The sequence below is a fragment of the Bacillus sp. FSL W7-1582 genome (genome assembly GCF_038593325.1).
Lineage (GTDB): Bacteria > Bacillota > Bacilli > Bacillales > Bacillaceae > Bacillus > Bacillus altitudinis.
Genome location: NZ_CP151987.1, coordinates 1,441,075 through 1,453,484 on the forward strand (window position 1 = coordinate 1,441,075; position 12,410 = coordinate 1,453,484).

General features: G+C 41.3%; 10 protein-coding genes. 6 read left to right on the forward strand and 4 right to left on the reverse strand.

The annotated features are described in order from the left end of the window. Positions 1 to 3: 3 nt before the first annotated feature. Positions 4 to 234 carry a YlaI family protein gene (locus NSQ11_RS07400; protein ID WP_008345063.1) on the reverse strand — a complete coding sequence of 77 codons (231 nt, stop codon included), beginning with the start codon at positions 232 to 234 and terminating at the stop codon, positions 4 to 6. Between the two features lie 308 nt (positions 235 to 542). Continuing rightward, positions 543 to 1,160: a YhcN/YlaJ family sporulation lipoprotein gene (locus NSQ11_RS07405; RefSeq protein WP_008345059.1), complete on the reverse strand. Its 618-nt coding sequence runs from the start codon at positions 1,158 to 1,160 to the stop codon at positions 543 to 545. A 140-nt stretch (positions 1,161 to 1,300) separates the two neighbouring features. Between NSQ11_RS07405 and NSQ11_RS07410 the strand changes: the two genes are divergently transcribed. Beyond that, positions 1,301 to 2,623: a PhoH family protein gene (locus NSQ11_RS07410; protein ID WP_342501360.1), complete on the forward strand. Its 1,323-nt coding sequence runs from the start codon at positions 1,301 to 1,303 to the stop codon at positions 2,621 to 2,623. Between the two features lie 15 nt (positions 2,624 to 2,638). Here the strand turns inward: NSQ11_RS07410 and NSQ11_RS07415 are convergent, their stop codons facing one another. Continuing rightward, entirely contained in the window at positions 2,639 to 3,121 is a 483-nt protein-coding gene (locus tag NSQ11_RS07415) for a hypothetical protein (RefSeq protein ID WP_008345056.1), read from the reverse strand. Between the two features lie 120 nt (positions 3,122 to 3,241). Here NSQ11_RS07415 and glsA point away from each other — a divergent pair, with 120 nt between their 5' ends. The 5 genes from glsA (at position 3,242) to NSQ11_RS07440 (ending at position 11,259) form a co-directional block, all read left to right on the forward strand. After that, entirely contained in the window at positions 3,242 to 4,171 is a 930-nt protein-coding gene (gene glsA, locus NSQ11_RS07420; RefSeq protein WP_035392166.1) for a glutaminase A, read from the forward strand. A gap of 122 nt (positions 4,172 to 4,293) precedes the next feature. Next, complete coding sequence (locus NSQ11_RS07425; RefSeq protein WP_003212509.1) at positions 4,294 to 4,575, forward strand: YlaN family protein; 282 nt, start codon at positions 4,294 to 4,296, stop codon at positions 4,573 to 4,575. 210 nt (positions 4,576 to 4,785) lie between these two features. Continuing rightward, the gene (ftsW, locus tag NSQ11_RS07430) at positions 4,786 to 5,997 is read left to right on the forward strand and encodes a putative lipid II flippase FtsW (RefSeq protein ID WP_008345051.1); all 1,212 of its coding nucleotides are present in this window, start codon (positions 4,786 to 4,788) and stop codon (positions 5,995 to 5,997) included. A gap of 79 nt (positions 5,998 to 6,076) precedes the next feature. Then, entirely contained in the window at positions 6,077 to 9,523 is a 3,447-nt protein-coding gene (gene pyc / locus NSQ11_RS07435; protein ID WP_048001592.1) for a pyruvate carboxylase, read from the forward strand. A gap of 302 nt (positions 9,524 to 9,825) precedes the next feature. After that, positions 9,826 to 11,259 (forward strand): deoxyribodipyrimidine photo-lyase, encoded by a 1,434-nt coding sequence (locus NSQ11_RS07440; protein ID WP_046527240.1) that lies wholly within the window; start codon positions 9,826 to 9,828, stop codon positions 11,257 to 11,259. A 39-nt stretch (positions 11,260 to 11,298) separates the two neighbouring features. Here NSQ11_RS07440 and NSQ11_RS07445 read toward each other — a convergent pair whose 3' ends face one another. Continuing rightward, entirely contained in the window at positions 11,299 to 12,222 is a 924-nt protein-coding gene (locus NSQ11_RS07445) for a heme A synthase (protein ID WP_025207284.1), read from the reverse strand. Positions 12,223 to 12,410 lie beyond the last annotated feature (188 nt).

The window sequence follows — 12,410 nt, forward strand, 5'->3', positions numbered from 1 at the left end:
TTTTTATGTCTTCTGTTCTTTTTTTCCTTTTTTCTTCTTTTTCTCTTTCGTCGCAGGATCTTGATAAAGAGAGAATCTGCCTGTTTTGATGCGTGCCTCTGTCTTTACTTTAATTCTTTCTTGGCAGTCATCGCACATATATGTATGAATCGGTCGATTTCTTAACCGTTTAGCAACAAGTGTATCATCATTAATGGTTTCAAGCTTTTCACATAATGAGCACTTCACTCTCATCATTTTCACCTCACTTTGGTCATGCCTTCATTATAGCATGTTTTTTGAGCCACTTAAAATCAGTATAAAAAAGGCTTATATCACAAGAGATATAAGCCGCAGCGTGTAGGCAAACCCTCGCATTCGGTGTCAGTCCTGCGCTTCGGTGCTCACGAATGTCAAATTCGCTCCGCGCCGATGCTCGTCCTTCCTGGACTGCAAAGGTTTTCTATCACGCTGAAAAGAAGACAAAGAGCCAAAATAAAGTTCATTTTAGCCCTTTGTCAACAATCTAAAGCTTATATCACAAGAGATATAAGCCGTTCTCATTATTTCTTCTGATTCATATGATGGTTTGATTGATCGTTTTGGTTTTTTTCTAATTGCTTTTGATCTTGTTGTTTGAGCTGATGATTCGGATCATTCGTTGGATCTGTTTCGTTACGGTCGATTTCATTTCGAGGCATTTCTGGCATAACACGTCCCACAATGGCTGCTAGTTCATCCATAATTCCGCTTACTGGCCTGCCTGCTTGTATTTCTTTACCCATTTCCTTTAAACGGCTCACTGTATCTGGATCAGCGACGACAACAGCATTCGCACCTTCTGGGTCATTTTTCAGAGCTTTGGCGACTGAATATTTAATGGTTTCAACTTTGCTTCTATCTAAATCATCTTTTACATCAATGCCAACGACAGCGTACTTGCCGATGACGATCGCTGTTGCGTCATTTACATCTGCTACATGCTCAGTCACATTCACTAGGTGTTTTGCCACATCTGTTGATGGGCGGGCTTTGTCAGTGTTTTTCTTGGATGAGTCTGATACTCTTACTAAATGCTTGTTTCCGTCTTGATGTTCTTGTGCCAAAGGCTTCTCTTGATGTTGGCAAGCGCCTAATAAAAGAATGGTTTGAACCATGAATAACGTCAAAAATAGTCGCATGTGTATTCCCTCCTTCACAAACTGCATGATTTATTTTATTGTTGAATTAACCTTCTAACTTTATTCATGAAAACATATATTTTAACAATCGTTTTTGGAAAGACAAGGATGAATGAAACCCCGATCAGGAGGCGAAGGACCTGAGTAAAATTTATGTATTAGACACAAATGTGTTATTACAGGATCCGAATTCAATCTTTTCATTTGAAGACAACGAGGTTGTGATTCCGGCCGTAGTGTTAGAAGAAGTAGACTCGAAAAAAAGATATATGGACGAGGTTGGGCAAAACGCACGACGTGTCTCACGTTTAATCGACGGGTTGAGATCGAAAGGGAAACTGCATGAAAAAATTACGCTGGAGTCAAAAGGAACGCTGCGTATTGAGCTGAATCATCGCTCTTTCCATGAACTTCAAGAAATTTTCATCGAAAAAACAAACGATAACCGGATTTTGGCTGTTGCGAAGAATTTGAGCTTAGAGGAAGAAACAAAACCGGATGGCCGGCCTGTCATTTTGGTCAGCAAAGATGTCCTAGTGCGAGTAAAGGCGGATGCCATTGGTCTGCAAGCAGAGGATTTCTTAAGCGATCGTGTGCTGCAAAATGAAGACATTGATAACGGCTATCACGAGCTCTATATTCCGACTGAGCAGCTGAATACATTTTATAAGCAAAATCAGTTACCAATAAAAGACGTCACCCAAACGTCATTAAACCCTCATCAATTTGTTATTATGAAGGGAAATGAGGGTGGTTCTGCTTTGGGGATGCTTGATCAAAAAGCAGAGCATGTAAAACGGCTTATTTATGACCAAGAACATATTTGGGGAATTCGCCCAAAAAATGTCCAGCAAACGATGGCGCTTGAGTTACTTTTACGCCGCGATATTCCGCTTGTGACACTTATCGGAAAAGCGGGAACAGGAAAGACACTGCTTGCACTTGCTGCTGGATTAATGCAGACAGAGGACCTCGGCATGTTTAAAAAGCTCATCGTGGCCCGCTCCATTGTTCCTGTCGGTAAGGACTTAGGGTATTTGCCAGGCGAAAAAGAAGAGAAGCTCAGACCGTGGATGCAGCCGATCTATGACAACCTAGAATTTTTATTTAACACAAAAAAACCTGGTGAACTCGATGCGATACTAGCGGGCATCGGTTCAATTCAAGTGGAAGCTTTAACGTATATTCGCGGGAGAAGTATCCCTGATCAATTTATCATTATCGATGAGGCGCAAAACTTAACAAAACACGAAGTAAAAACATTATTAACGCGGGTTGGTGAGGGAAGTAAAATTGTGCTGATGGGAGACCCAGAGCAGATTGATCACCCTTATTTAGACAGCTTAAATAATGGGCTCACATATGTCATTGAGCGTTTCAAAGGGCAGCAAATATCTGGACATGTCAAGCTTGTCAAAGGAGAAAGGTCTGGACTTGCACAGCTTGCAGCTGATTTATTATAGTCCAGACCCGCTATCTTATGTAATGATTAACTCTTTGACGCCTTTAATCGGCTGAGTGATGTTGGACTGATCCTCGAAATAAACGTGGATTGGTCCTTCTTCTGTTATAGGTTTTCCATTTTGGCTGAAATGGGCAATGCTATCCATCGCCTTAGAGAGCGGAACAGCAATTGTTTCTGTTTCTGTGACAAATTCACACGTCTCCGCTTGTTCGAGCGGTTCTGCATTTTTTATCATGTCGCCAAGTTTCATCCCGAAGCTGCCTGTGACAAGTCTTTCTTTTTCGTATTTTTTCTCTGTTTTTAATGTGGGTGGAAGTGTTTGACCTTCTCTTATGACCCGCTCTTGATCAAGCTCCTGATCTAGCTGCTGCTCTTCGTTTGCTGCACTTTTCTCAAAAAATGAATCCATTAAAAATTTACGGTCATCAAAAATCCATACACTCGGATCAATGGTGATCTTGTATTGTACGTTCCCCTTAATTTGAATAATGCTCATGTTCAAGACAACCCCTTTCCAACATAAATTATAGAAGTTTTCGCCCGCTTTGTCACTTTCATAAACATGCACCTCCTTGTACAAACTACGATTAGACGAAAAATAGGGAGGATTTTGGGCATGGCATGTCGTGACAATGAAGAGCTTCAGCGATTTGTAGAAGAGGCAAAAAAGGTGGCCAAAAATGGAAAGGTAGCATCCTATATTCCGGCACTCGGTAAAGCGGATCAATCGGATTTATCTGTCGCTGTTTATCATGTGAGTAATACGTGCCACTCAGCAGGAAATGTTGATAAACGATTCACCCTTCAAAGTATTTCAAAAGTATTAGCACTGGCGCTCGTGCTCTCAGAAGAAGGACCGAAAAAAGTGTTTCAATATGTTGGACAAGAACCGACTGGCGACCCGTTTAATTCGATGATTAAACTAGAGACAGCAAGCCCAAATAAGCCGCTTAACCCAATGATTAATGCAGGAGCGCTTGCCGTTACAAGTTTAATAAGAGGGGCAACGCCGCAAGATCAGCTGAACCGGCTGCTTGGTTTTATTAGAGAGCTTGCCAATGACACAACCATTACATATTGCAAAGAAACCGCTGCATCCGAATTTGAAACATCAATGATTAACCGCGCAATGTGCTATTATATGAAGCAATATCATATCATTAAAGGGAATGTAGAAGAGGTGATGGACGTCTATACGAAGCAATGCGCCGTCATGATGAACAGCCTGGATTTGGCGAAGATCGCATGTGTTTTTTCATTAGATGGCAGGCATCCAGAGACAGGAAAGCAAATCCTTTCGAAAGATGTCGCTAGAATTTGTAAAACGTTTATGGTTACATGCGGTATGTACAATGCGAGCGGGGAATTTGCGATCAATATCGGAATCCCTGCTAAAAGTGGTGTTTCAGGCGGAATTATGGGGGCGGCGCCATACGACTTTGGGATAGGTATATTCGGACCTGCTTTGGATGAAAAAGGGAATAGTATTGCGGGTATTAAGCTGCTTGAGCTCATGAGTGAAAAATATGAGATGAGTATCTTTTAATAACGAATGGCTTCTTTTTATTTTTACAGAGCGAACTGTACAAATCTGCTTGCAATTTTGGGCGTTTCGCTTTATGATAAATAGAAGAATTAGGTACTCGCCTGGGGAACGGAGGGATACTTTTGGCGTCAGAAATTTTAGTCGATCATCGGCAAAAAGCACTGGCTTTATTAAAATTGGATGCAGATAAAATTTTAAAATTGATCCAAGTGCAAATGGACAACTTAACGATGCCGCAATGTCCTCTTTATGAAGAGGTTTTAGATACTCAAATGTTCGGATTATCGAGAGAAATTGATTTCGCTGTCCGGCTTGGATTAGTTGATCAACATGAAGGCAAAAAACTACTCGATAAACTTGAGAGAGAACTATCCGCACTTCATGATGCGTTCACAAAAAAATAATGATTGAAAACTCAAACTTCCACAACATAAGTTTGAGTTTTTTTGTCCGCCTTTTTATTTTGATTGATGCCAAACGGACTTGATTGTCTCATGAAAGACGAACAATATAAAGAGGTAAAACGGGATCAAACGGAGAAAATGTAGTAGAATAAGAACAGCTAAGAGAAGAGAATATCAAGCAGTAGAAATAGACGTTAGGAAGAGGATTATATGTTAAAGAGAATGCTAAAATCGTATGACTACTCATTATTGTTCGCCATTATATTAATTAGCGCATTCGGCTTGGTGATGGTGTATAGCTCAAGTATGATTACATCTGTGATCAGATATGATGCTGCGCCAGATAATTTTTTCAAGAAACAGCTTTTATTTATGATTGTCGGGGCGGTCATCTTGATTTTTACAGCCCTCATTCCGTATCAGCTGCTCTTAAATAAAAGATTCCAAATTGTGATGCTTTTGCTATCTGTGTTTTCTCTCATTTATGTGTACTTTGGCGGTCACATTGCAGGGAATGCTAGAAGTTGGATCAAATTTGGGCCTTTTAGTCTTCAGCCAGCGGAATTCGTGAAGATCGTTGTCATCATTTATCTTGCTGCTGTCTATGCAAAGAAGCAGCATTATATTGACCATATTTTAAGAGGGGTTACACCTCCAATTGTGGTTGTCTCCATCCTATGCGGATTTATTATTTTGCAGCCAGACTATGGGACAGCTTTTATCATTGGTATGATTGCCCTTGCGATGATTTTATGCTCAGGGTTTAGCGGTAAAACGCTGGCCAAGCTGCTCGCTTTATTTAGTGCGGTGATGGTTGTTGTGACACCGTTTATTATTCTTTTTTGGGATAAAATTTTCACGCAGAATCGTCTTGGACGTTTTGAGAGTTTCCAAGATCCATTTAAAGACGCAGGCGCTTCTGGGCATCAATTGATTAATTCATATTATGCGATTGGATCAGGCGGCTTTTTTGGTCTTGGTCTTGGAGAGAGTGTACAAAAGTATGGATACCTTCCAGAACCGCATACAGATTTTATCATGGCAATTATCTCGGAAGAGCTTGGTTTTTTCGGTGTATTTTTTGTCCTTGCTCTCCTTGGCTTTATTGTCGTGAAAGGTTTTTACATTGCGAGAAAGTGTGAAGATCCGTTTGGAAGTTTGCTTGCAATAGGAATTTCTTCAATGATTGCCATCCAAACGTGTATTAATTTGGGCGGTGTTTCAGGGCTCATTCCGATCACTGGGGTTACACTTCCGTTTATCAGCTACGGGGGATCCTCTATCATTTTACTGAGTGGATGTATGGGAATATTGCTGAATATCAGCATGTTCACTGAATATAAAGAGCGTTATAAAAAGAAAAAATCAATCAGCAAACCATCGATTCAAAAAAATGGATTGCAGAAAACTTTGAATCTTTAGAAAACAAAAGTGTACAGTTTTCATTTCTTCCTTTATTATAGAGTACATATAAAATTTTAAGGGATATGGAGGAGTGAGAATGTCACAGAGAACAATTCAAAAGGTTCTAGTTGCAAACAGAGGGGAAATCGCTATCAGAGTCTTTAGGGCCTGTACGGAGCTCAACTTACGTACAGTGGCCATTTACTCCAAAGAAGACTCGGGCTCTTATCATCGCTATAAAGCCGATGAAGCATATCTAGTTGGAGAAGGTAAAAAGCCGATTGATGCCTACCTTGATATCGAGGGGATCATCGAAATTGCAAAACGAAATGACGTGGATGCGATTCATCCAGGATACGGATTTTTATCTGAAAACATTCATTTTGCAAGACGATGCGAAGAGGAAGGCATCCAATTCATCGGCCCAACTTCTCAACATTTAGATATGTTTGGAGATAAAGTAAAAGCGAGAGATGAAGCGAAAAAAGCTGGAATTCCAGTCATTCCAGGAAGTGACGGGCCAGTTGATTCGGTCAAAGAAGTCGAAAAATTCGGTGAAGAATATGGTTACCCGTTTATTATTAAAGCTTCACTTGGAGGCGGCGGCCGAGGTATGCGGATTGTCAGATCAAAAGAGGAGCTGAACGAAGCCTATGACCGTGCAAAGTCAGAGGCGAAAGCGGCTTTTGGAAATGACGAAGTATACGTTGAAAAGCTGATTGAAAATCCGAAACATATTGAAGTGCAGGTGATTGGAGACAATCACGGCAATATCATTCATTTATATGAGCGTGACTGCTCTGTTCAAAGGCGTCATCAAAAAGTCATTGAGGTTGCACCAAGTGTGTCTCTTTCTAATCAATTGCGTGAAGACATCTGTGAAGCGGCTGTTCAGCTGGCGCAGAATGTATCGTATATCAATGCAGGGACTGTAGAATTCCTAGTGGCAAATGGGGAGTTTTATTTTATTGAAGTCAATCCTAGGGTCCAAGTGGAACACACGATCACAGAAATGATCACAGGTGTCGATATCGTCCAAACCCAAATTCTTGTCGCAAAAGGACATGACCTTCACAGCAAAGAAGTCGGGATACCAAAACAAGAAGATATCTTTACACATGGATTTGCCATTCAATCAAGGGTCACAACAGAAGATCCTTTGAATGACTTCATGCCAGATACAGGAAAAATCATGGCTTACCGTTCAGGCGGTGGTTTTGGTGTACGTCTTGATACAGGGAACAGCTTCCAAGGTGCGGTGATTACACCTTATTACGATTCACTGTTGGTCAAGCTGTCTACTTGGGCACTTACATTTGATCAAGCTGCGGCTAAAATGGTCCGAAATTTACAAGAATTCAGGATTCGCGGCATTAAAACAAATATCCCGTTTCTTGAAAACGTCGCAAAGCACGAGAAGTTTCTAAGAGGGGAATATGATACATCGTTTATTGATTCAACACCTGAGCTATTTAACTTCCCTAAGCAAAAAGACCGTGGAACGAAAATGCTTACTTATATTGGTAACGTTACCATTAATGGGTTCCCTGGTATTTCGGAAAATAAGAAGCCTCATTTTGATAAACCAAATGTGCCGAAACTTGCTGTCCATGAAACGATTCCTTCTGGAACAAAACAATTGTTAGACAAGCATGGACCTGAGGGGCTCGCCAATTGGGTGAAAGAGCAAAGCGGTGTACTTTTAACGGATACAACCTTTAGAGACGCACATCAATCCCTGCTTGCAACACGCTTTAGAACACACGACTTAAAGAAAGTTGCGCAGCCAACAGCAGGTTTATGGCCAGAGTTATTCAGTATGGAAATGTGGGGCGGCGCTACATTTGATGTGGCATATCGTTTCTTGAAAGAAGATCCTTGGGAAAGATTGAAAGAGCTTCGTCAAGAAGTGCCAAACACTTTGTTCCAAATGCTATTAAGATCATCAAACGCTGTCGGATATACAAACTATGCGGATAATGTGATTAAAGCATTTGTAAAGGAATCGGCAGAGGCAGGCATTGACGTCTTCCGTATTTTTGACAGCCTAAACTGGGTCAAAGGCATGACGCTTGCCATTGATTCTGTTCGTGAATCAGGCAAAGTGGCAGAGGCAGCGATTTGTTATACAGGTGATATTCTTGATCCATCACGTCCGAAATATGATTTGAAATATTATGTCTCTCTTGCGAAGGAGCTTGAATCCGCAGGCGCTCATATTTTAGGCATTAAAGATATGGCGGGATTATTAAAACCGCAGGCGGCTTATGAACTTGTATCTGCTCTAAAAGACGAGCTCACGATTCCAATCCATCTTCATACACACGATACGAGTGGAAATGGACTCTTCACCTATGCAAGAGCGATTGATGCAGGTGTTGATATTGTTGATGTTGCAGTCAGCTCTATGGCGGGGCTCACATCACAACCAAGTGCGAGCTCATTATATTATGCTTTAGACGGACATGAAAGAAAGCCCGAAATGAATGTTCAAGCGGTTGAACGTCTTTCTCAATATTGGGATTCCGTCAGAAAATATTACCATGAGTTTGAAAGCGGAATGAATTCACCGCATACAGAAATTTATGAGCATGAAATGCCTGGTGGCCAGTATAGTAACCTGCAACAGCAGGCGAAAGGGGTCGGCCTTGGCGACCGCTGGAATGAAGTAAAAGAAATGTACAGACGTGTAAATGACATGTTTGGTGACATTGTGAAAGTGACACCGTCTTCTAAAGTGGTCGGAGATATGGCACTTTATATGGTGCAAAACGATCTGACAGAAGAGGATGTTTATGAAAAAGGAGCAACACTGGATTTCCCAGATTCGGTTGTTGAATTGTTTAAAGGCTATTTAGGACAGCCTCATGGCGGATTCCCAGAAAAATTGCAAAAGCTGATTTTAAAAGGGGAGGAGCCGCTTACTGTCAGACCAGGTGAGAAACTGAAACCAGTGGACTTTGAAGAAATCAAAAAGCAGTTCAAAGAATCGCATGACTTGACGTTAACAGAACAAGATGCCATTGCATATGCTTTATACCCGAAAGTCTTTTCTGAATTTGTTCAAACAGCAGAAAGCTATGGAGACATCTCTGTTCTTGACACACCAACCTTCTTCTACGGCATGAGACTTGGTGAAGAAATTGAGGTAGAAATTGAAAAAGGGAAAACCCTCATTGTCAAACTCGTGTCAATTGGAGAACCGAATCCGGACGCTACAAGAGTGCTTTACTTTGAGCTGAATGGACAACCGCGTGAAGTGGTCATTAAGGATGAAAGCATCAAATCCTCCGTTCAAGAAAAAATGAAGGCAGATCGCTCAAATCCAAATCACATTGCGGCATCGATGCCAGGCACTGTGATCAAAGTGCTTGTTGAAAAAGGACAGAAAATTTCTCAAGGTGAGCATTTGATGATCAATGAAGCGATGAAAATGGAAACGACGGTACAAGCACCGTTCTCAGCAGTCGTGGATGAAATTCATGTCACGAATGGAGAAGGGATTCAAACTGGAGATCTGTTGATTGTCTTAAAGCCTGAATAATGAGTGAGACACATCCACTGCGATGTGTCTCAGCGTGTAGACAAACCCTTGCATTCTTTGTCAGTCCTGCGTGCTGGTGCTCACGAATGTCAAATTCGCTCCGCTCCAGTACTCGTTCTTTTCCTAGACTTCAAGGGCTTTCTATCACGCTGAAAAGAAAACAAAGGGCTAAAATAAAGAGCATTTTAGCCCTTTGTCAACAATCCAAGACACATCCACTGTGATGTGTCTTTTTTTTGAGCGCATTAAAATGTGCAGCCGCCCGCTAGAGTGATTACACTATAGAATGAGGTGAAGAAAGAGTGGAAATTGTCGTGATTTGGTTTCGCCGAGATATGCGATTGGATGATCATATCGCCTTATCAAAAGCGATCACATATGCAAAAAAACATCAGTACCGATTATTTGCTTTTTATCATCTAGATCCGTTTTTTACAGAAATGGAACTGGATTTGAACAACGAACATTTCTTTCAAAACTTGGCCAATTTCGTCAAGGAAGCGAGAGAATCTCACATGTATGTTCATCTCATTCATGATGATATTTTGTCCGCTTTTCAAAAGCTCATGAATGCTTATGACATCAATGCGGTCTTTTTTAATGAGGACGAAGTAGGAAATGGTCGAACACGTGATGAGCAAGTGACCCGTTTCTTAGAAGAAAAGGGCATTCATGTGTCAAAGTGGCAAGATACGCATCTGCATGGGGCGAGAGATATTTTAAAAGCGGATGGGTCTCATTATCAAGTGTTTACTCCATACTATCAAGCGTGGCGGAAGCAGGAGAAGCAGTCTGTGATAAAAGTTGACAAATCATTTCTGAGCAGTGAGCACACGATTTGTGATGAGTCACTTTCTGAAAAGGGAGATGAGAAACTAAGGGACATCATCAAGAAATGTACAAGGAAATTCGATCAGATTGGGTCAGACAAAGCGAGAAGCACGCTAGGCGGCTTTATTCAAGAAAGATTGACGCGTTATCACGAGAAACGAGATATTCCGTCTGTTTTTGGGACGAGCAAGCTGTCTCGGTTCTTAAAAACCGGGACCATTTCTATTCGCACAATCTTTCATGCGGTCAATGAGGAAGAACTTTTTGAAGATGAGGGCAAGGAAACATTTATCAAAGAGCTGGCATGGCGTGATTTTTATCATATGATCTTTGCGCATTATCCAGAGATGAAAGAAAAAGAAATCAATGCCTCCTTTCAACATATAAAATGGAATGATGATGAGACACTTTTTGAAGCTTGGTGTAAAGGACAAACAGGCTTCCCGCTCGTTGACGCTGGGATGAGACAGTTAAATGAAGAAGGCTGGATGCATAACCGTTTGAGAATGGTGACGGCTTCATTCCTGACAAAAGATTATCTCATCGATTGGAGAATGGGCGAAGCGTATTTTGCGAGAAAACTTGTCGACTATGATGAGGCTTCGAATATTGGAGGATTTCAGTGGGCAGCCTCTGTCGGAACGGATGCTGTTCCTTACTTCCGTATTTTTAACCCAACGACCCAGTCGAAACGATTTGACCCAAGCGGAGAATATATTAGAAGGTATGTACCAGAACTAAAGCATGTGAATGAAAAATGGATTCATGAACCGAGTAAAATGCCGATAGATGAGCAAATGAAATCGGGATGCATGCTGGGGGATACATATCCTCTGCCTACAGTCGATCATCAAGAAAGACGAAAAAAGGCCATTTCGCTATTCGAAGAAGCGAAACAAACATAAAAGAAATCCCCCTTTTCGGATGAAAGGGGGATTGTATGTTTATCTGAAAGGCTCTCTATTTTCATATTTAAACCGGGCAATGAGTAAGCAGAAGTAGCATAGTACCCCAAACAAACAAGAAATAAAGAATGAATGAGCAAGCGCATAACCGAGTGCGAGATGAGAATAAACAGACATGACACCAGAGATCGCTTGAAGTGTAATCAGAATGGCTGAAATGATCCATCCATAATACAGCTGCTTTTGTTCTTTATAATGTTTAAGGGCATGGAACATCGCAACAAATATCCAAACGAATAAAAGAAGGGCTGCTGCTCGGTGAGACATTTGAACCCATTGATTAAAATACGCTGGAAGTGCGCCGTCTTTTGAACAAAATGGGAAGACAGAGCATGCAAGACTTGATTTTGTATGTCTCACATAGGCGCCCGTATACACCACAATATACGTATATGTGATCAACCCATAAATATGGAACTGCATTCTTTTGCCGATATGAAGCGGCTTCACAAGCTTTGTTTCAGATCTGGTGGCTTCAAACACAAGCAGTGCCAGCAGTAAAACGGAAGCAAAAGAAATCAGTGAAATACCGAAGTGCAGTGCCATGACAAGTGCGTTAGAACCAAACACAACGGCGAGTGCCCCTAACAGCGCTTGAAGCAGTAAGAATATAATGGACATGATGACCAAAAATTTGGTTTCACGGAATACTGGACTGATTTTTTTCCAGCATAAGACCGCCAGTGCCAGTACAAGAATGGTGGAAACTCCTGTTGACATGCGGTGGCTCCATTCGATAATGGAAGCAGGGTTCATTTCTGGAAAGAAACGACCGTGGCAAAGGGGCCACTGTCTGCCGCAGCCAAGACCGGAGCCAGTTTTCGTCACAAGCGCACCGCCAATCAGAACGATCAGCATCACAAATGTTGTGACAACGCTCAATAACCTTAAAGCAAATTTCATCAAATGATTTCACCTTCTCTAAATAACTTCTGATCTAAATGAAAACCTCACATGCTCTCAAGTTTAAGCCAAATGCGTGTTCTGTTGCAATTCATAATGACCAAAGTTCACAAAAAAATGATATGTTAGTTCACAAAGTTTACAGATTTAGAGTGCTTGATCTTTCTTTGACAGTCTGATAGAAATAG

What these genes read in the sequence shown, in the direction of transcription:
- NSQ11_RS07400 (WP_008345063.1), bottom strand. Translation starts at nt 234, where the DNA reads ATGAGAGTGAAGTGCTCATTATGTGAAAAGCTTGAAACCATTAATGAT.
- NSQ11_RS07405 (WP_008345059.1), bottom strand. Translation starts at nt 1,160, where the DNA reads ATGCGACTATTTTTGACGTTATTCATGGTTCAAACCATTCTTTTATTA.
- NSQ11_RS07415 (WP_008345056.1), bottom strand. Translation starts at nt 3,121, where the DNA reads ATGAGCATTATTCAAATTAAGGGGAACGTACAATACAAGATCACCATT.
- glsA (WP_035392166.1), top strand. Translation starts at nt 3,242, where the DNA reads ATGGCATGTCGTGACAATGAAGAGCTTCAGCGATTTGTAGAAGAGGCA.
- ftsW (WP_008345051.1), top strand. Translation starts at nt 4,786, where the DNA reads ATGTTAAAGAGAATGCTAAAATCGTATGACTACTCATTATTGTTCGCC.
- pyc (WP_048001592.1), top strand. Translation starts at nt 6,077, where the DNA reads ATGTCACAGAGAACAATTCAAAAGGTTCTAGTTGCAAACAGAGGGGAA.
- NSQ11_RS07445 (WP_025207284.1), bottom strand. Translation starts at nt 12,222, where the DNA reads ATGAAATTTGCTTTAAGGTTATTGAGCGTTGTCACAACATTTGTGATG.